General features: G+C 60.4%; 20 protein-coding genes and 1 pseudogene. 4 read left to right on the top strand and 17 right to left on the bottom strand.

From position 1 onward, the window contains the following. Nucleotides 1–214 precede the first annotated feature (214 nt). The 7 genes from cas2 to cas3 are packed head-to-tail and all read right to left on the bottom strand — an operon-like array spanning nucleotide 215 to nucleotide 7,000. Nucleotides 215–505 carry a CRISPR-associated endonuclease Cas2 gene (gene cas2, locus G495_RS0116090; protein ID WP_028588593.1) on the bottom strand — a complete coding sequence of 97 codons (291 nt, stop codon included), beginning with the start codon at nucleotides 503–505 and terminating at the stop codon, nucleotides 215–217. 12 nt (nucleotides 506–517) lie between these two features. Continuing rightward, nucleotides 518–1,549: a type I-C CRISPR-associated endonuclease Cas1c gene (gene cas1c, locus G495_RS0116085; protein ID WP_028588592.1), complete on the bottom strand. Its 1,032-nt coding sequence runs from the start codon at nucleotides 1,547–1,549 to the stop codon at nucleotides 518–520. Then, nucleotides 1,546–2,190: a CRISPR-associated protein Cas4 gene (cas4, locus tag G495_RS0116080; RefSeq protein WP_245588466.1), complete on the bottom strand. Its 645-nt coding sequence runs from the start codon at nucleotides 2,188–2,190 to the stop codon at nucleotides 1,546–1,548. Before cas4 ends, cas1c begins: the two co-directional genes overlap by 4 nt. Nucleotides 2,191–2,193: 3 nt before the next feature. Continuing rightward, nucleotides 2,194–3,081, bottom strand: coding sequence for a type I-C CRISPR-associated protein Cas7/Csd2 (gene cas7c / locus G495_RS0116075; protein ID WP_028588590.1), 888 nt, complete (start codon nucleotides 3,079–3,081; stop codon nucleotides 2,194–2,196). A gap of 3 nt (nucleotides 3,082–3,084) precedes the next feature. Continuing rightward, the gene (cas8c, locus tag G495_RS0116070) at nucleotides 3,085–4,857 is read right to left on the bottom strand and encodes a type I-C CRISPR-associated protein Cas8c/Csd1 (protein WP_028588589.1); all 1,773 of its coding nucleotides are present in this window, start codon (nucleotides 4,855–4,857) and stop codon (nucleotides 3,085–3,087) included. Then, nucleotides 4,854–5,501, bottom strand: a complete 648-nt coding sequence (gene cas5c, locus G495_RS0116065) for a type I-C CRISPR-associated protein Cas5c (RefSeq protein ID WP_028588588.1) — start codon at nucleotides 5,499–5,501, stop codon at nucleotides 4,854–4,856. Before cas5c ends, cas8c begins: the two co-directional genes overlap by 4 nt. 26 nt (nucleotides 5,502–5,527) lie before the next feature. Next, entirely contained in the window at nucleotides 5,528–7,000 is a 1,473-nt protein-coding gene (gene cas3, locus G495_RS19865) for a CRISPR-associated helicase Cas3' (RefSeq protein ID WP_245588471.1), read from the bottom strand. A gap of 108 nt (nucleotides 7,001–7,108) precedes the next feature. Here cas3 and G495_RS22675 point away from each other — a divergent pair, with 108 nt between their 5' ends. Then, on the top strand, nucleotides 7,109–7,291 hold the full coding sequence (locus G495_RS22675; protein ID WP_245588472.1) for a hypothetical protein: 183 nt from the start codon (nucleotides 7,109–7,111) through the stop codon (nucleotides 7,289–7,291). Here G495_RS22675 and G495_RS22670 read toward each other — a convergent pair. The 5 genes and pseudogenes from G495_RS22670 to G495_RS0116050 form a co-directional block, all read right to left on the bottom strand. Continuing rightward, a pseudogene (locus G495_RS22670) lies at nucleotides 7,253–7,720 on the bottom strand (CRISPR-associated endonuclease Cas3''); the annotation flags it as partial. The gene G495_RS22675 and the pseudogene G495_RS22670 overlap by 39 nt on opposite strands. A gap of 81 nt (nucleotides 7,721–7,801) precedes the next feature. Continuing rightward, nucleotides 7,802–9,352 carry a hypothetical protein gene (locus G495_RS21940; protein WP_156939748.1) on the bottom strand — a complete coding sequence of 517 codons (1,551 nt, stop codon included), beginning with the start codon at nucleotides 9,350–9,352 and terminating at the stop codon, nucleotides 7,802–7,804. 13 nt (nucleotides 9,353–9,365) lie between these two features. After that, nucleotides 9,366–12,509 (bottom strand): SNF2-related protein, encoded by a 3,144-nt coding sequence (locus tag G495_RS21935; protein WP_169734409.1) that lies wholly within the window; start codon nucleotides 12,507–12,509, stop codon nucleotides 9,366–9,368. A 152-nt stretch (nucleotides 12,510–12,661) separates the two neighbouring features. Continuing rightward, nucleotides 12,662–15,016, bottom strand: a complete 2,355-nt coding sequence (locus tag G495_RS0116055; RefSeq protein ID WP_028588587.1) for a hypothetical protein — start codon at nucleotides 15,014–15,016, stop codon at nucleotides 12,662–12,664. Continuing rightward, complete coding sequence (locus G495_RS0116050; protein ID WP_035252611.1) at nucleotides 15,010–15,414, bottom strand: HIRAN domain-containing protein; 405 nt, start codon at nucleotides 15,412–15,414, stop codon at nucleotides 15,010–15,012. Before G495_RS0116050 ends, G495_RS0116055 begins: the two co-directional genes overlap by 7 nt. Nucleotides 15,415–15,586: 172 nt before the next feature. Here G495_RS0116050 and G495_RS0116045 point away from each other — a divergent pair, with 172 nt between their 5' ends. Further along, nucleotides 15,587–16,585, top strand: a complete 999-nt coding sequence (locus G495_RS0116045; RefSeq protein ID WP_028588585.1) for a helix-turn-helix transcriptional regulator — start codon at nucleotides 15,587–15,589, stop codon at nucleotides 16,583–16,585. A 629-nt stretch (nucleotides 16,586–17,214) separates the two neighbouring features. On the opposite strand, the gene G495_RS22135 is transcribed toward G495_RS0116045, so the two are convergent. From G495_RS22135 to G495_RS0116035, 5 genes are all read right to left on the bottom strand, one after another. Beyond that, complete coding sequence (locus G495_RS22135; protein WP_169734408.1) at nucleotides 17,215–17,397, bottom strand: hypothetical protein; 183 nt, start codon at nucleotides 17,395–17,397, stop codon at nucleotides 17,215–17,217. Nucleotides 17,398–17,546: 149 nt separating this feature from the next. Beyond that, entirely contained in the window at nucleotides 17,547–18,758 is a 1,212-nt protein-coding gene (locus G495_RS0116040) for a type II toxin-antitoxin system HipA family toxin (RefSeq protein WP_028588584.1), read from the bottom strand. Beyond that, on the bottom strand, nucleotides 18,751–19,002 hold the full coding sequence (locus tag G495_RS21445) for a helix-turn-helix domain-containing protein (RefSeq protein WP_084458394.1): 252 nt from the start codon (nucleotides 19,000–19,002) through the stop codon (nucleotides 18,751–18,753). Before G495_RS21445 ends, G495_RS0116040 begins: the two co-directional genes overlap by 8 nt. Before the next feature lie 497 nt (nucleotides 19,003–19,499). Then, nucleotides 19,500–19,796 (bottom strand): helix-turn-helix transcriptional regulator, encoded by a 297-nt coding sequence (locus G495_RS21440; protein WP_156939746.1) that lies wholly within the window; start codon nucleotides 19,794–19,796, stop codon nucleotides 19,500–19,502. Nucleotides 19,797–20,253: 457 nt separating this feature from the next. Then, nucleotides 20,254–21,765 (bottom strand): catalase, encoded by a 1,512-nt coding sequence (locus G495_RS0116035; protein ID WP_028588583.1) that lies wholly within the window; start codon nucleotides 21,763–21,765, stop codon nucleotides 20,254–20,256. 276 nt (nucleotides 21,766–22,041) lie between these two features. Between G495_RS0116035 and G495_RS0116030 the strand changes: the two genes are divergently transcribed. Both G495_RS0116030 and ettA read left to right on the top strand, forming a co-directional pair. Beyond that, on the top strand, nucleotides 22,042–22,620 hold the full coding sequence (locus tag G495_RS0116030) for a manganese efflux pump MntP (protein WP_028588582.1): 579 nt from the start codon (nucleotides 22,042–22,044) through the stop codon (nucleotides 22,618–22,620). A 201-nt stretch (nucleotides 22,621–22,821) separates the two neighbouring features. After that, nucleotides 22,822–24,504 carry an energy-dependent translational throttle protein EttA gene (ettA, locus tag G495_RS0116025; protein ID WP_028588581.1) on the top strand — a complete coding sequence of 561 codons (1,683 nt, stop codon included), beginning with the start codon at nucleotides 22,822–22,824 and terminating at the stop codon, nucleotides 24,502–24,504. Nucleotides 24,505–24,509: the final 5 nt, after the last annotated feature.

Below are 24,509 nucleotides of genomic sequence, written 5' to 3'. Positions count from 1 at the left end.
GAGTTTCAATCCACGCCCCCGCGCGGGGGGCGACGTAGTGAATTTGGGAGGGTGCGCCGCATGGGTTTTAAAGGTATCCTTCGCGAACCTGACCCCGTAGCGATACAGCCTCTATCCAATCTATTTACCGAAAAAGACAACTCACTGATATATTTATGATAATTATTTGTGCGAACCTCCCCGGCCTTTTGGGGCAGCTTGGGGTTCGCGGGGTTTAGACCAGAAGCAGGCCGTCCGGGTCGCGGCCCGCCTTGGCCCCCACGTGCTCCAAGCGACGCCGCCAGTTGCTGCCCAGATAATAGAAACGTAAGCTGTCTTTATCCTTATCTATTTCCTCAAGCAACCGACCCCGCAGCTTCGTCCACTGGGCAGGGTCCACATCGCATTCGAACAACGAGTACTGCACCCGCTGCCCGTAGTCCTGGCAGGCCCGGGCGATGCGCCGCAACCGCCGCGCCCCCGTGCCGTCCCGGAAATCCACATCGTAGCTCACGAGCACCAGCATGCCCCGCCCCCCCTACTGCCAAAAGAACGGCGGATACCCGTCCAGGTCCCCACGCACGTGCCGCGCCAGCAAAAGCGCCTGCGTATGAAACGCCAACCCCAACGGCATCTTCTCCTTCAAAAACGGATGCGTCAGCACGTCGCGCTTGCGCTTCTGATACGCTTCGAGCACCGTGCGCCGCGTCCCGTCGTCCATCAGCACGGCCCCGGACTCCGTCACGGTGAACCCTCCGGGACCGACCTGCTCCCTGTTGACCAGCGAAAGCACCAGCCGGTCCGCAAAGAAGGAGCGGAACTCCTCCATGAGATCCAAGGCGAGTCCCGGGCGGCCCGGACGGTCGCGATGCAGAAAACCCACCGCCGGGTCCAACCCGACGCACTCCAGCGCCGAGCGCACGTCGTGGGCCAGCAGGGTGTACACGAAGGACAACAGGCAGTTGATCCGGTCCAGGGGCGGCCGACGGTTGCGCCCGGCGAACCGGAACGCCTCCCCTCCCCGCAGCACCATTTCGTCGAACACCGCGAAGTACACGCCCGCCGCCTCGCCCTCCACTCCGCGCAGCATCTCCAACCCCTGCGCGCGCTCCAACCGCGCGGCACAGTCGTCCAGCCGGGCCAGCGCGTCCCCAAGGCGCGCCGCGTCCAGCTTGTCGGCATGGTCCCGCACGGCCCGGCGCAACACGGACCGGGCGTTGACGATCTTGCCCGCCAACACGCAACGCGCCACCAGGGCGCTGCGCTCCCCATCGTCCGCCCACCGGTACTGCTCCCTGCGCAACAGGACGTTGCCGCTCACGGGCCCCTGGGACCGGGCCAGGAACTTGCCGTAGGCCGTCAAAAACGACACGGCCACGTCCCGCTCGGCCAGATGCCCCAGCAAAAAGGGGCTCACACCCACGTTTCCAAAGCACACGACCCCGTCCAGGGTGTGCACTGGAAAACGGGCCTTGGTTCCGTCCTCCAGGCGCACCAGGACACACTCCCCGTCCTTGGACAGGTAGGCCCCCTGGCTGGTCACGTACAGCGTGTTGCAATGCGTCTTCATAGGTCCTTCAATGCCTCGGCCACATAGTGGCGCACGCCGCCGCGCCGCCGGATCGCCTCCGGGCGGCACAGCGGACGCAGGGAACAGTTGCGGCACCGCCCTGCTGACCCCGGGGCCGGTGTGGCCCCATCGCCCAGCAGGGCGTGGACACGGGCCGCCGTTTCCGTGGTCTTCGCGCGCAAGGCGTCGTCGAAGATCACCACCTCCCGGCGCTTGCGCTGCCCATAGAACAACGCGCCCTCGGGTACCGAAACGTCGAGCATCTCCTCCAGGCACAGGGCCTGGGCGCACAACTGCACCCGGTCCCAGTCCTGGTCCTTGGGGCGCCCGCGCTTGTACTCAACCGGATACGGCACCTGCGGCGCGCCCGGCACGGCTCCGAATTCCACCACGTCCGCCACGCCGGTCAGCCCCAGGCGCAGGCTGCGCACGGGCATGCCGCCGCGAGCGCGTACGCCGCCGCGCCCGCGCACCCGGCCCGAGTCGGCCACGGCATGCAGGATGCGCCCCTCGGCAGTGTAGCGGTTCTCCGCCCAGACGCGCTCCAGGTGGATCAACGCACACTGCCGGGGGCAGTAGAGGTAGTGCTGCAAGGCCGAAATCGGCAGCAGCTCGTCCTCCGCATACATGGCGGCGTCCATGGCCTAGAACTTCACCTCGCAGCTCACGCCCTGGGGCACGCCGGACTCGTCCACGGCGACGCGGTAGTCCGCGAAGGCGCGCGCGGGCCCCTGGGAACCGTCCGCCCGGGACACCGTGACCAGATCGAACAACGCCTGGGCCTGGGCATTGCCCAGGGCGGCGTCGTGCTTGAAGACCACCAGCCCCCGGGCCGCCATCTTGCCCCGAGCGGCTGAGCGGTCGTGGTCGAACATGTTGGCCAGGGCCTCCCACAATAGCTTCAGGTCGTCCTCGGAAAACCCGGTCCCACGCTCACCCATGGCCAGCGGCGCCGACACGAAACCCTCGGCCCGGTAAAGGGCGTAGGGCACGATGTGCTTGCGGCCCATGGTGCGCTCCTTTTCCAGGTCCTTTGCGTTGGTCACGGCCATGCGCGTGATGCTCACCTCCTGCGGGATGATCGGCTCCACGCTGCGGGCGAAGGCCAACTGCACCGGCCCGCGCACCTGGCCGCAATTGACCTCGGTGGTCATCACCGCGCCGAAGGTGCGCACGTCGAAGAAGTTGTCGCACATCCAACGGGTCAGGGCGTGGGCCTCCTGCTCCTTCTTGGGCAATTTCTTGGCCTCGGGCTTGAGGTCCAGGGCCTTGTAGGCCAGCTCGTGCTGCTCGTTGAGCACGGCCTTTTCGCGAACGTAGACGTTGTAGCCCTGCGCCGGGACGGCCCCGGTGTCGCGCGCCAGGTCCACGTAGTTGCGCACCTTGCGCTTGAGGCACACGTCCGTGACCAGGCCGTAACCGGTCTCCGTGTCGATGCGCGGCATGTTCCCGGCATCGGGGTCGCCGTTGGGATTGCCGTTTTCGACGTCGAACAGGTACACGAACTCGTAGCGATTGCTGATGGCGGCCATGGTCTAGTTCTCCTTTTCGTCTTTCTTGGTGAAGAAATCCTTGCGCTGGTGGTAGTAGCCGAGCTGGAACACGCCCTGTTCCGGCGTGGGCAGCGTGAGCGGGAAATCGGCAATCTCCGCGCAGATATCCTGGACCTGCCTGTCCAGCCAGTGGGAAGTCCCTTCCTTTTCCTTCAGCTTGCGCAGTTTGGCGAGGTGGTTGTCGGCCCCTTTGAGCAGCACGGGGAAGACCCGAGCCGGGGTGGCCGAGGCCGCGCCGATGAAGCGGTCCCGGATGGTGGCGTTGGCCCCGGGGACGGCCTCCTGCTGGGCCCGCTCCAACACAGCGAACAGCCTGCCGAGCAGGTAGGGCGCGTCGGTGCGCGCGGTGTCGAGAGCCATGGGAATCTCCTTGTTGTGGTTGCGGATGAGACACGCCCTGAGCATGGCGGCGCGCAGGTAGGACACGCTGTTGATGGGCTTCCCGTTCTTGTCCTTACGGGACTTCTCGACCCGGATTCGCTCCAGAACCTGAACCAGCAGGGCCTCGGGATATCGCCCGCCCGTCAGCATGGCACGCAGCAGCCCTCCGGCCAGGATCGCCGGGAAGTTTTTCATGTCGCCCAAGGCCGCCAGTTCGCGCGCCAGGTGCCGCACACCGGGATGATCCGGCTGGTTGTCGTACTGCTTGACCACGGCCAGGTCCCGGAAGTGCCGGCCCACGCGCTCGGCCATCTCGCCCACGGTGCCGACGTGCCAGAAGCGCACGGCGAGGCGGGCCGCGTTGGGCGCCAGGCCGAGCACGTAGAACGCGGTCCCGGCGTCCTGAATATCCGTGGGCGCGCGCCCCTGTTTCACGGCCTCCAGGAACAGGCCCAGGTCGCGGGCCACGGCCTTGTCCTCGATGTCCTGCGGCGCGTCCCACCCGGCGATGAGCCCTGGCAGATACGATTCCGCCGTGGTCGGCTTTTCGGTCCAGAAGACCACCGTGGTGTCGCCGACCTGCACCCTGCGCCCGCGCTGGCGGAGCAGATGGTTGAGGGCCGTGGTGTAGCCGAAGGCGGCCTGTTCACCCACCGGACAATTCGCGTTGTATCTATGCCCGTGGGAGTCGTATGCTGTGTCGTTGAAGCTGACGAGAGGGGCACCGGAAGGCTGCCCTCCGGGAACCCCCTTTATTTCCGGGTGCAGCCTCGTGAGCCTGGCATTCTTGATGCCGGACACGAGGCATTGTCCCGTGCCTCCGGAAGGGAGAGCCTCCATTTCCTCCAGCCACGCTGTCTTGATGGCGTTCTTCTCGTGCAGGAATTCCTGTTCCCCATCCAGGCGGACGACAAGGAAACCTCCAGCAAGTGCATCCTCATGGTCTTCCATGTCCTGCGCTTTTTCAGGCTCCCAAGATTCCAGAAATGAGACAAACGCCCTGGCTGCCGGATCGTCCATACCTCGTAGCAGCCGCAAATTGACTGCCTTGAACTCCTCATGCCGGTCCGGAACCAGGGTGTATTCCTTGTTATCGAACGTAATCCCCAGGACATACTTCGAATTGTCCCAGGTAAAATACGGCGGTGGCTTTTGTCCGGACCGCTTTCCCATGGGCTTGGGAACGACCACCGACCTGGCAAATGGCTTCGCGCCTTCGTGGTGCCGCAAATCCTCGAACCCGAGCAATGTGCCATCGCCGTCCAAAACGAGGGCATGAGTCGCACCCTGAACGCTGAACCCATATTCCGGGACAACCGCGTGAGACTCGGCCCGCAAGCGGTCATAATACCCGCTCAGCGCCTGAAGAATCATGGCTTCACCTCCTGGCCGCAATCGAAGACGCCATCGCGCATCACGGGCCGGAAGAAGCGCGGGGTCATACCGCCCGAGTAGTCGATGTCGTGGAGCATCCAACCCAGGTCCCTCTCGCCGGACAGCGCCGACGGCGGCGGATCGTCCTCCAACAGTTCGAAGCGGGCCGCGAATTCCCGGCAGCCGAGATAGGGCCGGTGATAGCACTGCCCCTTCGCGGCCCGGCGGCGGAAGATTTCGTGGTGCTTGCCCTCGTTGTCCCCCGGCCCGGCCCGGTCGGTCATTTCGAAATGGGCCTCGATGACGTACTCCACGTCGCGCAGGACCATGGCGGCGCGCTGCTGGCGGTCGTCCTCGATGAACGTCACCACCCGCTTGCCGTCGGCGCGAATGGCCTGGTTGACCACGGCGGCGGAGAGCTTGCCCCCCAGTTCGTTGCGGCGCACGTTGTCGAAACGCACGGGCCTGAGCACGTGGATGCGGTCCACGACCCAGCGGATGGCCGGTTTCCAATGGATCGCTTCCAGGATGCCCCGCGCCGCGGACGGCGTCATCACGTCGTAGCTCACACGCTCGGCCTTCATCTCCGGCCGCGTGAAACAGGCGTAGTCGCCCCAAACCCTAAGTTTGACGCCGAATTCCATAGGCCCCTCCTTGTGTCTGTTTTCAGCTACAAAATGTAGTTCGCCGCCTCCTGGCCGGTATCGACCACGAGGCCTAAATCGTCCCGGTACGACTCCGGTCGAACGAGTACGGCATAACTCTCGTCCACGATTTCCAAGGCGCCCTGCGCATCCAGTTGCCGGAACTCGTGACGATAGACCTGGACCGTGAAGCGCTGCAGCCGCCGGAGCACCGAACCCGGGAATTGGACGTGGCGCAGTTCTTCCACCAGGGCTTCCCCGGCGTCCCCCCAGGGCACGATGACCGGCAGCATGTCGTTTTCGATGAGCCGGAACGCCTGGGCCACGTCCCGGAAAGGGAAATTGAGGCGGTCCACGTCGGCGGACAGGGCGGCCAGGATGCCCTTGCTGTCCAGGCGTTCGACCCGCCGCCAGTAGTAGTTGGCGAAATAGTCCCGCACGGCCCGGGCCGAAAACGGCGCATCCTCGAAACGGCGCAGGGTGGACTGCGCCGAATCCGCAGCCGGGCGGAACATCCGGGGCAGGCCCGCCTCGTGGCGAAAGACCCGCGTCAGGCCGCGCCGCCCCTCGCCCAGCAGCCCTTCGCGGTTGCAGCGCCCGGCGGCCTGGGCGATGGAATCCAGGCCCGCCAGCTCCCGGTAGACCAGGGGAAAATCGACGTCCACCCCGGCCTCCACGAGCTGCGTACTGACCGTCAGGCAGGGCCGCCCCGCCGCCAGATCGGCCCGGATGCCGTCCAGCACCAGGGACCGGTGGGCCGGGCACATGCGGGCCGAAAGGTGGCGCGCACCGGGGCGTTCGCGAAGCAAGGCGAACAGTTCCGCCGCCCGGCTGCGGGTGTTCACGATGCACAGGGTCTGACGCTCCCCGGCCAGGGCCTGCGCCAGGGCCTCGGTGGACAGGGTGCCCGCGTCCTCCAGCTCGACCCGGTCGAAAGCCTCTTCGATCCCGTCCAGGCCGGTCACGATCTCGCGGACCCCATCGAGACCGTCGGGGAAGGACGGGGACGTGGACAGGGCGGGTTGGGTGGCCGTGCAGAGCACGACGCTCGTGCCGTAGTTGGCGGTGAGTTCCCGCAAGGCCTCCAGGCACGGGCGCAGGTACTCCACGGGAAGCATCTGGGCCTCGTCCAGGACGACGACGCTGCCCGCCACGTTGTGCAGCTTGCGGCACCGCGAGGAGCGGTCGGCGAACAGCGACTCGAAGAACTGCACGTTGGTCGTGACCACCACCGGGGCGTCCCAGTTCTCGGACGCCAGCCGGGCGCGGCGGTAGGAGGGCGAATCTTCGTCCATCGCTTGGCCCAGGGAGCCGGGCGTGAAGGTGCTGTGGTGCTCCACCACGGCCTCGTCGCCCAGCACTTCGCGGAAGACGCGGGCGTTTTGCTCGATGATGGACATGTAGGGGATTACGTAAATGACCCGCCGCAGCCCGTACAGCGCGGCATGGCGCAGGGCGAAGGCCAGAGAGGACAAGGTCTTGCCTCCGCCGGTAGGCACGGTAAGGGAAAAAAGCCCCGGAGGAGACAGGGCCGCGAGCAGGCAGGCGTCCAGGATTTCCGCGCGCTTGGCGTTGACCCTGGTGGATGCGCTACGGATACTCGCCAGATGCGCGCCGAGCCTCGCCTCCAGTTCCGGCAATTCCGGGCCGGGGACGCGCAAGGCATGGCGCTTTGGATCCATGAAGCGTTCGGTGTCCAAAAAATCCGCATCCACAAGGCAGGAGAACAACAAGCGAACGAAAAAGGACACCTGGAAGGCCATTCGGGTTTTGTCCGCGGCGATTCGTAGCGGCAACTCCCCGGGCTTTTCGCTTTCCAGGAGGTATTCCGGGATGTCCTGCGGTTCAGAAAGCCCCGTCCGAGCCAGGCGGGACGCCAGATCGCTTGCGGACCCGTCCTTTCCGTTCGGCAATCCGCCATGATGCCCGGCGATGGCATAGGCGGCGAGCAGTCCGGGAATCCCCAGCCGCTCATGGGCATGTCGAGCCCCGAACGTGGAATGGTCGACCCGGCCCGTTAATTTCCCGGTGATTCGTTCCTGGAACGCATCGGAAAATTTGCCCAGGTCATGCCACAGTCCGCACAGCCTGCCCCAACCCGGCGCGCCAAAGGATGCCGCAAAATCGCCAGCCAAGCGTGCGGTACCCTCCAAATGCTCTTCGATGGATTGGTATTCGAGCTCTCCGCCAGCTCCATCTCTGCTGTGCCCGTAACGCACACTCCCTCCAGCATCGTCATCGTGTTACGTTGGAGAAGCCCCTTTCCGGCGTTTCGGGCATATCCACAATACCGTTTCTCGCTACTCACGATACATACCAAGACCAGAGCATCTCGGGCAGTCCGGGCTAATACCCCGACATGAGCACATAACCATATCCTTTTTTGTGCTCTTTTGTTTCAACGCTGTTTGTTTAGGATATCTATTCCCAACGAGATCCGCCTTCAAGAATGATAGTCCGTATGCGACATAAAGCCTGGAAATCCAGCTTTGCTGGTGTACCGCCAGCTCGAGATCCCCTGGAGTCTGAATCGCTGTAATTCTCGGTTGGTGCTGTTCAGGATGAAAGAAATCAGAGAATGCGCCAACAACTCCTTTTTTATATGGATTGTCTTGGTGTCCACCTCCACCAAATATAATACGGATATGCTTCTTCATGGTAGGAACTGGAGCAACGCCGTTTCCTTTAGGCAAATGCCGTTGAGTTTCCTTGATGGTCTGGGAATGTGAATAATGAGAAAGTTTGTTTTCTATAGCATTCTTAGCCTGAGTGAGGTTGGGACTGCCGTCCCCGGTTTCCTTTTTGCTTCTCCAATAATCAAGCTGTTTGGTTGAAACGTTAGAGCCACAGGCCAATCTCTCTATATGGCTAGATCCAATCGGGAAAACATTAGCTGAAAAGTAGTTTAATTGTTTGGTATACGTGAAAACGCTTTGGTCAACAGTTCCTGCGCCAGTGTCCGAGAAAAAATAAATAGTTCGTGGGTCTGGACTAGAGGCTGGTGAGCGGATAAAAGCTTGAACGTTCGCGCTTACTTCTGGATAAACGAAGCAAAGATCATCTAGCATGCAAATATCTATGGATCTCGAAGCGTCCTCTAGCATTTCGTCAATGTGGTGCAGCTTTACTCTTGCTTCTCTGGTCAAGGACGGGGCAATAGACCAAGCCTTTTTCAGAATCCGTTCGTAAGTTCCTTGGATCTTTGGAACGCTTGCATCAGCGACAGGTATTGCGAGGTTAACTGCAAATTGATCAGCGGGATTATCGCCAAAATCTGGAAACCTGCTTTTCGCGTCTTGCTGAATTTCTCCTAATGACGAACCTAGGAAAAAAACTGCGCATTTTTCAACAAACTCAGCGAGATGCAAGCCCCCCATGCCGTTCAAGGCAGACCTGTAAGGGTTGAGGACTGGCGCATTAATATCTCCACTGGCTATCTTTTCAATGGCAAATTTGAGATGGTATAAACCGTTATTGGGGTATTGGATTTGCGAGTCGGTATGCCGGGCCAACTCTCCATTTTGGAATAGGACCGCGCTGGGGATTAAGAATGGCTTTTCCTTGTCGTTGTAGCATCCAGGACAAAAGACCCACGCTTTATCTTTGTATACCTCTCGGTAGACACACTTGGAGAAAGATGTCCCGAAATCATATCCAATTTGGATGAAGTACGGTTCTCTTTGAGGCCGAAGCAGTTCGCTCGAATCCCTTCGGGAGGTCGCTAATGGGTCAGTAGAACTGTCGACTATCTGGTGAGCGTCTGAGTCAATAGGCTTTTTACCAACATCGGCCTTCGAGTCGCCAAAAAGCTCATCCCTTAGCTTGCCGAAAAAATCAGATATCTTACCCATTTGATACCCTCCCTCATGCTCCGACCTGAACCAACCCAACGGCGACAGGCTCGGTATCGGGCAAGATTTCAGCGCTTGCCCGCAGAGAATTGAGCCGCTTCGCCTTGTTCTCCTGCGCCTTATTGAGCCGACCTTGAGCCATGCGAATCACACGCTCTTCTCTTCCTGACTCTACCAATGTCTGCAGACGTCGTTTATCTTGCTCTATCCTTCGGTCAAAAATCCCAGTAACGCGCTGTGTCTTGATTTGCAGAACACTTTCGTTCTCAATTTCAAACTGAGTCACTTCTTCGCTAAACATTTTCTGCATGTATGACTCAAGAGAATCAAATCGCATCATCATCAAATCTCTGTCGTAATCGCGATATGGCCAGTCATCTCCAGAGGTCAATACTTCTTGAAATATTTTCTCTGTTTCATTGATGGAATAGAGTGCTCCTGTTTTTAGGCAGATCATGGCATAAGACAGTTTCTCAACGCTAGAAAGTCCTTTCATAACCCAGCGTTCAATACGATAGAGATACACTCCGTTAGGAATGCTGGCTTTGAGAACGGTCACTGCCGCCAGTTTGTATAAATCATGTTCCTTATCTTTGTTGATTTTCGTGATCCAGCGAATCATTGGAGAAAGATGGTTCACGAAATTAATATTTCTCTTTTGCTTTTGGGATAGTCTTTGAAGAACTTCCCTGCTGAAAGAAAGCGCTAATTCTTTCTGCCGTAGAGGACGCGCGCTGAGCGACCTGTCCCCTTGAATGAAATCGCCTAATGATGCTCGGGCCTCCTCAGAGAACCTGATTAAGAGGCAACCAGGGAAAGGGGTATTGTAATTTACTTCAGTGCCCTTAAAATACCTGCCGAAGAAATCAGCAACATAGTTTTCGAGTTCATCAGCTTGCACGAATCGCCCTTTGCCTCGGTCTTCCTCAACTTTCTTCTGTACGTAATCAGAAAGAGCAACCAAGGCATCACCTGACTCTTCTAGAGTCTTGATCAGTACGAGACGGTTTTCTATCGCTGTTTGAGTTTGAGATATTTTATTTCGTTCCTCTTCCGGGGTCAGTTCATTGCTGAGCAAATCTATAGTTAGCTGCTTTACTTCTTCTCCAATGACATCATCGAGGTCGCCCAAGCTGCTGCTGAAAGCTTCAAGTTTTTCGTGTAGTCGCTCGTGAATTCGCTCCTCGATTGTGTTGCTTACTTTGAAGTGAACAATGGAAAGGCTTTTCGCCTTCTGGCCCACGCGGTCGATACGGCCAATTCGCTGCTCAACCCGCATCGGATTCCATGGGAGATCATAGTTGACTAGTATCCGGCAAAACTGGAGGTCTATGCCTTCGCTCCCCACTTCCGAGGCGAGAAGGATTCGAGGACCGTTCGGATCCTTGAAACGATCCAGCTCTTCCCAGCGATTTTCGATGGGTATTCCGCCATGGATGATGGTTACGCTTTCGCCCAGGGCCACCAGCCGCCTGCGGAGGTAGGCTAATGTCGGGCGATAATAGGCGAAGATTATTATTTTTTCTTTAGGCTCCTTGCGAAGAACATCTACAAGTGCCTTGAACTTACTGTCATTCTTTTCAAAATCGTAGGAGAGGAGCTGCCTAATTCTACTTATGTCCTCGCCGCTGATGGACGCTGCAGAGCTCTTCTCAAATCCTTCTCCTCCAAATGCCTCTTGATGCAAATTTTCGTCGGCAAATAGCTCATCCGAAAGAATTCGATGAGAGAATGCAGGCAGGCAACTCGCAGTCATAAGCTGCAATCCCATCACCTGAAAAACGTGAAATGGTTTCTTGTTCTTTTTACACCTTAGTCGGACAACCTTGAGGATTGCTTGGTACAACTCCATCTCTTCTGGAGTATACTCCAAGGCAACAACATGAGGCTTCCTCACAGCCCGCTCTTCCTTGACCTGCACACGGCGTGTTCGATTGATGTATGCACCAAGAAGATTTAATTTCTCTGCAATATCCTGGCACTTAGCCAGTAGAGACACATCTTTGAATCCCGAGTGCGAGAGTGATTCCAAATGCTTTATGAACTGGTCGAATAGCCTGTTTTCTTTGATGTATCTGCTTTTGGCCATTCCCTGTACTGAGGTCATGAGCGTCTCGACATCCACAGGGGCTTGCGCCAGTGCGTTGCCCGCGTGGACGGCAGGTCGGTTCATGGCCACTAAATCCTCGAAGCTGGCCTGGGTGGCGAAAAAGTCCTCATCAATAAGGCGCAGCAAGCTATGCAGGTCAATGTTGCTGTTGTTAACCGGCGTTGCCGAAACGCAAAGGACGGCCCTGGCGCTGGCCGAGATATTTTCGCCAAGATGGAAGGTCGTTGTCGCCTGGTTGCGCATATAGTGCGCTTCATCAAAGATAACCATGTCCAGGGGAGGGTAATCCTCATCCCAAAACCTGAGCTCCCTTAAGAGTTCAGCCTTAGGATACTCCGACGGCTTATCTTCAGGAGGCTGATTGAGGCTTTCCCTCGAGTCTTTTGGCGGGCGAAGGCCTGAATAAGTGCCGATGAGGATGAAGGGATAGTCGGGACCATTCTTTTTGAGTTCTTTGATTTCGTCACGAAATCCCTTGAAATCAATAATACGCGCATCGAGCAGGAATTTGTTCCGCAGCTCTTCATGCCATTTCTCAGCGAGAATTTTAGGGCAGATCACAAGCAGCCTGTTGGACTGGTAGCGGGCTTGCATCTCCATCCAGATGAGGCCGGATTCAATCGTTTTCCCCAAACCGACCTCATCTGCCAAAATAAGACGCTCGGTCGGGGAATTGATGAATTTCAGGACGGGTTTGAACTGGTATGGATAGAAATCAATCTGGGCTGCCTCCATGGAGTAGATCACCTCATGAAGTGTGCCTTTGAGTTTTTCATAAGTAATAAGGCGCTTAAGGTCCGAAAGCTTTCCAAATCTTCCGTCAAAAAACTGCTCGCGCAACGTTTTGACTTTGTCTGGCTCAAGAGCTTCCAAAACGCCTAATGGGCGAAATCCGGTATTACCATTGGGGTATTGCACTTCGACCATGATTTGCGAGCCTGCCCTGGTGCATCGCCCCGTGTATATCCCCTGCTGGCTTGGGTTATTCTTGTCGACTACCAGTTGGCCTTTAGAAAAAGGGATTCCGTTTTGCTCTGTGCAACCCATTGATACGCCCATCATTTTTGTTCGACATTTTTAGGGGGTGAGCTTGATTCTTGGATTGTCCTATATCTTTTATTTCAACCAGGAACAACTGCATCAAAAAGCCCATGAGCAACTGTGGACTGCGTCCAGAGGGATCTTTTTCAAACGTCCGTTCATGGCATGTCATCCAAGACATCCCAACCGTAATACGAGAAGGAATAACCGTTTCCGACCGGCCTCTTGCCCACGCCGACGATGTGAAGCGGGTACTCACGGTGGGTGATCCTGGTTTCCAGGCGGGCTTGGGCCGCCCTGTGCGCCGCATCCCAATCCCGATCGTCCAGGAGGAACTCGGACACGTAGACGAAACAGCGTTCCCCGTTCGTTCTTTCGGCGACGAACTGCGGTTGATTGTCCAGTCTCAGGGGGATGGCGGAGTATCGCTTGATCCCGCTCGCCGCGTTGAGCGCGTGCTCCCCGGGATCCCGCATCAGCCCGAACAGGTCCTGGCCGGGTCTGGAGAAGGTGATCCTGCCCGGTTGCAGCCTTTTCCCCTCCTTCTCCTGCCTATCGACCGGCACCCCCTGCCCGGATGCGAGATAGGCCTGGAGACACAAAGCGCCTTCGATGGCGTCTCCCTTGCGCGGAAGATAGTCTCCCAGCAGATGTTCGCCCGCGTAGAGAGTCATGGGGATGGCGCCCCCCTCTGTGTCGTGCCGCGTCGTGATCCGGCAGACCCGGTTGCCCATGAAGTCCACCCAGTCGACGCTCAGGACGGGAAGGATGTAGTGGTACTCACTGGGATATTCGAAGGAAGGGAACAGGGTGGACCGGTCCGTGCCCATGGTGATGGTCTGCGGCCCCATGTCGTTGCCGTCCTCGTCGAACGTGAGCGGGCCTTGCGAAATTTCGAAATCATGATCTTCCGCGGGGTAGACGGACATCGCGAATCCCGAAATGATGAACGGATACTTGTGCTCCGGCCTGAGCTCCCGGCGGTTCCGGAGATAGAGCGGGACGAATGCCGTCAGCGGCAATCCTTCGGGCGTTGCCAGGACGACGGAGCCTTCCACTCCCCGCTCCCATTCTTCGAAGGAAAGAGGCTCCAGGTCGATACTGGCTCCCCAGGTCGCGCAGGGATACATGGATGCGAAATCGAGACGCCGCTCCTCGGGCGCGTGCGTGCACAAAGCCAGGCAGAATAACGAGGCGTCTTCGGGGTAGAACCCGGCGAAAGCCTTGTCGCAGTTGCCCCGGACACGCATGGCCGCCGGGAAGTCGGCCTCGGCGGTGACTTTCATGGCCTGCACGATGGTTTCAAGATAGGAATCGATGAATCCCCCGACGTCCGGAACGAGCGACGCCCAGTGATCGCCATGATCGCATCCAGCGATGAAATCGACGGCCAAGGAGTCCGGTCCTTCCACCTCCTGGGGAATGCGGGGGAAGGCCGCCAACTGCTGTTCGAAGGCCGTCTTGCGGAGCGCGCCGTCCCTTTCCGTGAGCCGATTGAGGCCGAGCTGGGCCACCAGGCCGTCCGGGTATTCCCCAAGAAGGGACGTGAAACGGTCCCGGGCCTCGTCGGGAAGGCCCAGGCCCTCGCAGCAAAGCGCTGAAGCCTCCAGGGCCTTTTGCTTGTCCGTGTCCGATTCGGGAGCGGGGCAAGAGAGAAGGTCGTCCGCGACATCCAGAGCGGCGCGGAAATCCCGGGACTTGAGGCGCCGCTCCAAGAAAGGCATTCCCAGGAGCCAGGTGTTGCCGGGGGCGCTCGGATGGTCGAGGTCCCGCTGGGTGGCCAGCTTGAAGCACTCGAAGGCCAATGCCTTTTCAGCGAGGGAATCCAGAACACATCCGGCCAGATTCCAGAGATCGGCGGTGTCGGCATCCGAGTCGAGGGCTGACAGGAGCAGAATGCTCGCCTCTTGGCGCAGACCCAGGAGCGCCCCCTGATGCGCCAACGACGCTTCGAGGGTTACAGGTTCGAGGCACGGCGACCAGCGGCTGACGCCGACCACGTAGCGCCGAGCGGTTCCGGGATCGTCCTCGGCAAGCGCCTCGGTCCGGCCGACGACGACCCGCGATCTTTTTCCGCGTTCGGAAAGTCCCTCGCTGCCATCTGCGGTCCATCCTTCGGAGATGGCGAATATCTCATGTTCGGCTGATGCGGGCGCATGTCGCTGGATGCCGCAAAGAAACTCTTCCCGTACCTGCTCTTCGCAGGGTAGCAAGTCGCTTTCCTCCCGCCAGATGGCGTTGATGGCCGCCTCAGGATGCACGGTGAAGACCTGGATGTCGCGCAGGAATCCTTCCCTGTGCAGGAAGAGGCGCACTGTCCAGTCCTGGGCGCCTTCCTGAAACCCCTTTTCATACCAGACAGATCCGTTCTTGCCGTACGAAAATTTCCAGCCCAGCTCCCGCAGTTGTGCCCGATTGAACAGCGCGCCGCATAACTCCCTGCGCAGGCGAAACAGGGGCGTGACTGCCGAGCAGTTGCGTTCCAGCAGTTTGCGGACGGTCTCCCTCAGCATGGCGGACCTCCCTGCAGGAGCGATACCGTGACCCTGACGGCGTTCCAGGGCGACTCACCAGCGCCGACGTCTTCCACTCTGCAGACAAGGCCGACGCCGTCCCGCAGCAACCGGGAGATGTGCCTGTTATCGCTGCGGGGCACATACCCCAGCTTGGTGCCGCCCCGGTATATCTCCACGGCGTACCGGTCGTGCGGATTGCCCGGTTCGGGGATCAGGCGCAGGGTCTCGCCGGGTCGCATCCAGGGCAGGACCGTCTGGCCCTGATAATACTGGAAGCCGGCCACGGAGAAACGGTTGATGATGGTTTCCCGGGCCTCTCCCTGTGCGGGCGCGCCCCCAAGAAGCAGGGCAAGGGCCGGTATCGTCCTGAGGAAGCGGCGTCTTGAGATGTTCATGGTGTCCTCCTTTCATGCGCCGCGTCGATATGGACCCGCGTGGTTCCGGTGGCGATTTCAGCGTGCATTTTTTGTTGGGAGAGCCAGACTATTTGACAGATGTTCCATATTTCGGAATATAGGAAAATAAAATTGGATATGAAAATTCAGCCCCATAGGAAGAGTGACGCCCATGCCAGCCAAACTCGCTCCGTACAGCTCCCCTTCGCAAAAGGTCCTCGGTCTCTACTGCCTGCTGATGTTCACGGGCAGAAGGTTCACGCTGCCGCAGCTTTCGCGGGAGCTGCATTGCTCGAAACAGACCGTCATGCGGATGGTCGAGCAGATAGACCGCAGTTTCGGTGGGGAAGTACAAAGCGGCCTCGAAAAAGGCAAAAGGATCTACTGGATGCCGAATCCCAAGGCATCGCCCAGGACGACCCTCAGCGCCGAGGAGATCCAGCAGTTGGAGCTCTGCCGGACGATGGTGCTGCACCTCCTGCCGGAAGGGATTGGCGAACAGGTCCGCCGTGCCGTGGCCAAGGCTTCGACCCTGCTCGCCGATCGGGACGAACGGGACAAGGCCTTCACCCCCTTGGCCGTCGCTGAGTTCAAGGGGCGCATCGACTACACTCCGCATCAGGAGCACATCACGGCGCTCATAAGGGGCATCCAGGACAAGCGGACGTGCGAAATCACGTACCACGCACCAAACAACCCGGAGCCGAGAACCTACGCCTTCGCCCCGCGACAGCTCGTTTCGTATCGGGAGGCCCTGTATGTGACAGGATGGCGTGTAGCGGACAGGGGCGCCGCCGATCCCCTGCGTTCGATCATGCTCGCCGTGCATCGGCTGCAGGGCGTCCGGGTGCAGAACAGGGCTTTCGACATCGAACCCGATGCCGAGAGCAAGGCGGAATTGTTCGGGCTGATGGTACAGGAGCCGTTTCGGAGCAAGGTGAAATTCGAGAAGGATGTGGCCGCCTACGTATTGGAGCGTCTGTGGAGCGAGGATCAGGCGATTACGAAATACAAGAACGGGAGGGTGTTGTTGGAGTTTACCGCCCGTAGCATGCCCGAAGTGGTCTCCTGGGTGCTCAGTTTCGGTTCCAAGGCAAAGGCATTGGCCCCTAGGGAATTGGTGGCCCAAGTGACCGAGGAGGTTCGCGAACTCGGCAAGACTTACGAATGAGAGGCCTTTGCGGCATATCCTGGAGATGCTGATCTGCCGCACCGTCAGGAGGGAGGTATGGCGGCAAGGGGCGATGTCGGATCGGCTAGCCCGGGAGGGCGCGCGGAGTCGTCCTTCAGCCCAAAATCTAAGGGCCAAACACGGCTTGTGTCGGTTGGGAATGGTGTTGCGTTGTCTTGGTGGATTGCTTTGAGCGAGTTGCGGAAATCGTGACGAAAAAACATGAGGATTGTAAACGGCATGAGGGGCTTTTTTGTGATGTCTTGAAAAGGCTTTTGAGTGATACCCCCGCGTTACAACCCCTCCATTCGAATTGTTTGTAACGCTCGGTAGCGGGAGGCGATTGAGAACCCCACTGTGAAGAATAGTGATCCCCGCAAGTCTGAACACAGGTTTGGCAACAGCACAGAAATACAGGAGAAAATTACGGCCAATCTCTGAAAACGCCTATGAATATGGCTATGAACACGGCTATGAACGGCTATGAACAAGGCTATGATGACCTCTGAAAAACACTATGACCCCCTCCCTGATAATCTATGCATACCGTCATAGAAACGCCTTGAAAAACCATTGTAATACCAGATGGATATCACCCGAAGGCCAATGCGATTCTTTGGCAATAATCATCAGGGCAAGCGGTATCCTGCACCGGTTGCACAGCCTTTCCCTAGCAATATATGGTTTTGATACATCATGCTCCAGGGAGAGTGAGGTGTTAACGTTGCCATCTCGTTGCTGCGGAAGTGGTCGTCGTTCAGGCGAGACGTTGGCAGGCCAGGATATTCAAGCCCGGCGAGTTGCTCGAGCATATCCTGGAAGTGCTGCAGAAGGCAGATAAGTTGTAGCGCGACGCAGAATGAGTAGGCCGCAAGGAAATGCGCCACGCTTCGCCGGGCACATTTTCGGATATCTAGGGGATCCGCAGAGGCAAGGTAAAAGAAGCGGTCCCCGTCCGAGGTCAGTCGGCCAGCGCTGCCAGCCCCTGGTCCCAGGCCGCCAGCATCAAGTGGCCGACTGTTGAAAAGGAATCTCCGGCCTGGACCTTCTCGCGCAGGGCCTCACGGGCATGCAGAATCCCATTCTCGACTTCTTCCAGCGCCTTTACAGCCATTGAAGGCGCCAGACCGCAAGCCTCAACGGCAAAGCCGATCAAGGACTTACGGTTCGGCCATTTCTTCGATCCTTTCAGGGTCAGGGCCATGACGTCGTTGGGGAGGTACGCCGTTGTCGTCACCTGGTCGAATGCCGGTGCGAGTACTCCTTGCCGCGAGATTGGAGAGGCGTAGAGCAATCCAAAATTCTTCCTGTGGGCATCTCCGTTACGAAGCCCGACCGCCAGGGCGACCATCTTGAAAAAATCTCGCAAGGCTTGGCCCTGGGCCCCAGGCTCGATGAAATCCTTCAAGGTCTTCGCGATTTGCTCATAGCTCCCTTTGTACTTCCCGTCCGTACCGACACCACTGAGCACACAGAGGTCTTCGAAGCCCAAATAGTTGCCCGCATCATCCAGATCGAAGCGCTCCACGACCAGGAAACGACTGTTCTCCGAAACCTCCCAGATCGGGACCGCCAAGCCTGCGTGAGCGGCGGCCAGAAGGCAGAAATGTTCATTGAGCGCCAATTCGGGATAGGTCGCGTCCCATGTCTTGACCACATGCGAAGGTGCCAGCAGCGACACCTTGTGATCCGGCGAGAGCTTTCGGCCCTCCTCTGAACGAATAAGCACCTTGGGTTGCACGCCAGAAATCCCTGATGTGGGCGCAAACCGCTCCAGCAGTTCGCGAAAAAGATCTTCAGCCCCGTCGTAGGTCAAAATCTCCTCCACGCTGACGGGCCGGGGGGCTTCTCCAGGGCTGTCTCCTGGGGTTCCGTAGCTCAGTCGGCCGATCTGAGACCAGCCGGTCACACGCAGAAGCTCCAGATCATCAAAATCTGGGAGAGCCTTCGCCAGGAGTGTTGCAAGGTGAAGCCGCAACGCACCCTCGGGAAGGTTCATTTGGAAAATGGGATGAATGCCCCACATGGAAAGCCAGCTTTCGGGGCGCACCGGCATTGTGAGAGACACTGCGGCCTCGGCAGGGGCGTCCGCCAGATACGTGAACGCAAACTTCTGCTGCGCCGTCCGATTCAGTCGGCCAGCAGAACGCCCAGCGCTACGAACTTCAAGCATGTTCGTCCTCCTGGGCGCGTTGCAAGTCCTCCAACGTTGGAGGTGCAGCCTGAGGCTTCGCCACGAGGCAATAGCCGAACAACCCAAGTATCCGATCGACTTTTCGCACCCCGGCATCGGTCGCCACGCCTCGCTCCAGGGTGCTCAAAAACGAACGCGAAACCTGCGCCCGCTCGGCGAGTTCGCTCTGGCTCCATTTTTTAGCGCGCCGCAATCGGGCGACAGTTTCTCCGATTTCCTTCATGAGTTATATTTCACTCAATTTCTAGCCATAGTCAAGATTTGAATTATATTTAACGCAAAATTCCATGTGCAAATGGGAGAAAAAAGTGCCAACGATACACCTTGGCCCAGGCCATAGAGGGAAACAGAGAAGGAAATCGTACGATTGGAAAGGACTGCTTCGTTCGGCCAGAGTGCCATGTTGTCGTGTGATTATGCCAGGCCTCGAGCCCAGGCCTCAAGGGTGACATGGGCTTTCCTGAGGAGCGGCAAGCAGGGGGCTGCCGGGGAAACGGTAGAGGGGCGGGGTATAAGTCTCCAACTACTCGTATGACGGGCGCTCTGGCAGATTGAACTGCGCCCTGTTCAAGAAGATCTCCAGCCTGGTTTTTGAATCGGCGAGCCACATTTTCAGAGTCCAATGTCTCTTTTACCTGAGTTGGACACGGATGCCCCTTGCGTTACCTGCTCCTCGCCTAATGACTGGTTTGGCGCGATTTAGGCATCCTGCCGGGCCAGTTAGTTCGCGCGTTGTCGAATCTGATCGGCCTTGCGTGGGCGTCCTGTGCGCTTTCCATCGGTGGAGCCCTTGCGCTTTTGATACACCCGGGGGCGATCTTGGTCTTTGACGCGAGAGTCCAGCCAGGACTCTACGTCCGAGAGCCTCCAGACCCATCTGCGGCCTATTCGAATTCCTTGTGGGAGTTTGCCGTCTCGCATGGCGTCGGATTTGATCAGCCGATACACGGTGCCGAGCGGCACCTGGAGCATCGAAGCGAGATCTCGCGGGCTGATACACTGGGTGGTTGCGGTCATGGTATGCACCTCCTGAGAAATTGAGGACATCATACCATCCGCTCATCGCTGGTCAACGATTTTTATAAATCTTGTTGGTGTGTTAGCTATTTGGGGGTTAATAACTAACGCGGATGCCCCTAGATGGAGGGTAATGGGTAAGATTTGGGAACATTTTGGGAACCTCGGTGGGAAATTGATGACCATTTTCGAAGTTCACCGGGAAATTGTTGCACATTAAGTATCTAATTTTATGAGTTATTATAAAATACATTTTAGAAATTGGCTGAAAAACAACCGCCTTCTAAGCCGACGGCCCCGGGTTCGAATCCTGGCTGGCGCGCCATCAAGAAATACAAGGACTTCCGGTTCCGCCGGGGTCCTTTTTTTGCGTCCGCCATGCAAAAGGCCGGGCCCCTGGGGGCCCGGCCCTGGTGTCCGGTTCGTCGCGTCAGCCGCCCGCCGGGGGCGCGGGGGGTCAGGAGGCCGTGGCGGCCACGCGCTTGTCCTGGGTCATGGCGGCCAGCTTGCGCACCTGGGCCAGGTCCAGGCCCAGGCCCTTGGCCACGCGGGTGCCGTAGTCCTCGTTGGCCTTGAGGAACAGGGCGGCCTGGCGCAGTTGCAGGCGCTTCTGGGCGCCGCCCAGGTGGCCGACGATATTGGCCACGAGGCTCGCGCGGTCCGCCTCGGTCATGACCGTGGCGTACAGCGTGCCCGCCTGGACGAAGTCGTCATCCGTCAGCTCGTAGGCGTGGCGCGCCGCCGGGCCCTCGATGGGCAGGGGCGGCTCGGCCATGGCCGGGTCCGGCGCCGGGGCGCCGAAGCTGTTGGGCCAGTAGTTGGGGCCCGCGCCGCCGCCGTTGTCGGTGCGCATGGCGCCGTCGCGCTGGTAGCTGGCCTCGGGTGCGGCCTTCGGTGCGTTCACGGGGATGAGGTGGTAGTTGCCCCCCAGGCGGTGCAGGTGCGTGTCGTGGTACGAGAACAGGCGGCCCTGGAGCATCTTGTCCGGCGAGGGGCCGATGCCGGGCACGAAGTTGCTGGGGTTGAAGGCCGCCTGCTCCACCTCGGCGAAGTAGTTCACCGGGTTGCGGTCGAGCACCAGCTTGCCCACGGTCATGGGCGGCACCTCGCCATGGGGCCAGACCTTGGTGATGTCGAAGATGTCCCAGCGCAGGTCGCGGGCCTGGGCCGGGGTCAGGATCTGCATTTCCAGGGTCCAGGAGGGGAACTCGCCGCGCGCGATGGCCGCGTGCAGGTCGCGGGTGGCGTGGTCGGGGTCGGCCCCGCACATGGCGTGGGCCTCGGGCCCGGTCAGGTTGCGGATGCCCTGGTCGGTCTTGAAGTGGTACTGGACCCAGAAGGTCTCGCCCTTGGCGTTGTACCAGCGGTAGGTGTGGCTGGAATAGCCGTTCATATGCCGGTAGGTGGCCGGGGTGCCCCGGTCGGAGAACAGGATGGTCACCTGGTGGATGGACTCCGGCGTCAGGGACAGGAAGTCCCAGAACATGTCAGGGTCCTTGAGGTTGGTGCCGGGGTTGCGCTTCTGGGTGTGGATGAAGTCCGGGAATTTGAGCGGATCGCGGATGAAGAACACGGGGGTGTTGTTGCCCACCATGTCGTAGTTGCCTTGCTCGGTGTAGAACTTCACGGCGAAGCCGCGCGGGTCGCGCTCGGCGTCGGCGGAGCCCTTCTCGCCGCCCACGGTGGAAAAGCGCGCGAAGACCTCGGTGCGCTTGCCGACCTTGGAGAGGAACGCCGCCCGGGTATACGGCGTCACGTCGGCGGTGACCTCGAAGTACCCGTAGGCCCCGGCACCCTTGGCGTGGACCACGCGCTCGGGGATGCGCTCGCGGTCGAAGTGCGAGAGTTTTTCCAGCAGATGCACGTCCTGCATCAGCACCGGGCCCTTGGCACCGGCGGTTTCGGAATTGAGATCGTTGGCCACGGGCCTTCCGAAGGCGCCCGTAAGCGTCTTGCCCTTCTTGGTCATTGCGGTCTCCTTGGGGGGCTGGCGGCGGCCCGCGCGCGCCCTGGCTGCCTGCCGGTCCGCGCGTTCCGCCCCGCCACCTGGCGTTGGGGTCTGGTCCTCATCCTGGCTTCCCCATAGCACATGCGCGAAGCCTTGGGAAGCACAACCGGGAAATCCCGCCCCTCCCCGCCCGGCCGCGCCCTGTGCCCCCCCGGGCTGGACAAGCTGCCCCGCCCGGGGGTAGACAGGGCCCTCGCCCCCGCGCCCAGCCACCCGCAACCGGACCGCACCGCCGCCATGCAACCCCTGGAACTGCTGCTCACCGCCATCGCCCTGGCCATGGACGCCTTTGCCGTGGCCATCGCCACCGGGGTGGCCCTGCGCTGCGCCAGCCTGCGCCAGACCCTGCGCCTGGCCTGGCACTTCGGGCTGTTCCAGGCGCTGATGCCCATCTGCGGCTGGCTGCTGGGCGCCACGGTGCGCCACTGGGTCGAGGCCTGGGCGCACTGGCTGGCCTTCGGGCTTTTGGCCTACATCGGCTCGAAGATGATCGTCGAGGCCCTGCGCGACCAGGGCGACGACCGCGCCGCCTGCGACCCCACCCGGGGCCTGACCCTGGTCCTGCTCTCGGTGGCCACGAGCATCGACGCCCTGGCCGTGGGTCTGTCGCTGTCGGTGCTGGGCATCTCCGTATGGTGGCCGGCGCTGGTTATCGGCGCGGTGGCCCTGGCCTTCACAGCCCTGGGCATGCGCCTGGGGCGGACCGTGGCCCGCGCGCGCAGCATCGGCCAGCTGGCCGAGGTGCTCGGCGGGGTGGTCCTGGTGGGCATCGGGGTCAAGATCCTGGCCGACCACGGCGCCCTGCCCTTTTTCTAGCCGCCTTCTTCCGGCCGCCTTCTTCCGGCCCGGCCCTTCTTCCGGCCCGGCCCCGCCGCAGCCCCTCCGGGCGCCGCGGCTCGCGGCGCCGCCCCCGGCATTGACTGTGCCCGGACCTGAGGTATAAGGGCCTCGCGGGCGCGCCGCCCGCCCAATACACCATAAGAAACCAGAACCCGCCCCCCGGCGAGGCACGAGACCATGAGCGACGCACCTGACAAGATCATCTATTCCATGTACCGGGTCAGCAAGCACCACCAGCAGCGGCCCGTGCTCAAGGACATCTCCCTGTCCTACTTCTACGGCGCCAAGATCGGCGTGCTCGGCCTGAACGGCTCGGGCAAGAGCTCGCTGCTCAAGATCCTGGCCGGGGTGGACAGGGACTTCGAGGGCAAGACCGACATCGTCCCCGGCTACACCATCGGCTACCTGGAGCAGGAGCCCCTGGTGGGCGAGGACAAGACCGTCATTGAGGTCGTGCGCGAGGGCGTGCAGGAGATCGTGGACCTGCTGGCCGAGTTCGAGGCCATCAACGCCCGCTTCGCCGAGCCCATGGACGACGACCAGATGCAGAAGCTGCTGGACAAGCAGGCCGCCGTGCAGGACAAGCTCGACGCCTGCGGCGCGTGGGACCTGGACTCGCGCCTGGACCAGGCCATGGACGCCCTGCGCTGCCCCCCACCCGACACGCCCGTGGGCGTGATCTCCGGCGGCGAGCGGCGCCGCGTGGCCCTGTGCCGCCTGTTGCTGCGCGCGCCGGACATCCTGCTGCTGGACGAGCCCACCAACCACCTGGACGCCGAGTCCGTGGCCTGGCTGGAGCAGCACCTGCAGCGCTACGCGGGCACGGTCATCGCCGTGACCCACGACCGCTACTTCCTGGACAACGTGGCCGGGTGGATCCTGGAGCTGGACCGCGGCCGGGGTATCCCCTGGAAGGGCAACTACACCTCCTGGCTGGAGCAGAAGGAAAAGCGCCTGGCCAACGAGGAAAAAAGCGAGGACCAGCGCCGCAAGACCCTGCAAAAGGAGCTGGAGTGGATCCGCACCGCGCCCAAGGGTCGCCACGCCAAGAGCAAGGCCCGCGTGGCCCGCTATGACGAGCTGGTCTCCCAGGAGCGCCAGAAGCTGGCCAAGGACCTGGAAATCTACATCCCCGCCGGGCCGCGCCTGGGCAAGAGCGTCATCGAGCTGGACGGCGTGACCAAGAGCTTCGGCGACCGCCTGCTCATGGACGGCCTGACCCTGGCCGTGCCCCCGGGCGCCATCGTCGGCGTCATCGGTGGCAACGGCGCGGGCAAGACGACCCTGTTCCGCATGATCACCGGCCAGGAGCAGCCCGACGCGGGCAGCGTGAAGCTCGGCGAGAGCGTCAAGCTGTCCTACGTGGACCAGAGCCGCGACGCCCTGGACGCGGACAAGACCGTCTTCGAGGTCATCGCCGACGGGCGCGACCTCATCGACCTGGGCGGGCGCGAGGTCAACTCCCGGGCCTACATCGGGCGCTTCAACCTGACGGGCGCGGACCAGCAGAAGAAGGTCGGCGTGCTCTCCGGCGGCGAGCGCAACCGCGTGCACCTGGCGCGGATGCTCAAGGAGGGCGGCAACGTCCTCTTGCTGGACGAGCCGACCAACGACCTGGACGTGAACACCCTGCGCGCCCTGGAAGAGGCCCTGCTGAACTTCGGCGGCTGCGCCATGGTCATCAGCCACGACCGCTGGTTCCTGGACCGCATCGCCACGCATATGCTGGCCTTCGAGGGCGACAGCCAGGTGGTCTGGTTCGACGGCAACTACTCGGACTACGAGGAAGACCGCAAGCGCCGCCTGGGCAAGGAGGCCGACCAGCCCCACCGCGTGAAGTACCGCCGCCTGACCCGCTAGGCGCG

The sequence above is a fragment of the Desulfocurvus vexinensis DSM 17965 genome (genome assembly GCF_000519125.1).
GTDB classification, from domain to species: domain Bacteria; phylum Desulfobacterota; class Desulfovibrionia; order Desulfovibrionales; family Desulfovibrionaceae; genus Desulfocurvus; species Desulfocurvus vexinensis.
Note: the sequence above shows the minus strand (reverse complement) of the source record. Positions and strands in the feature narration are given on the sequence as shown.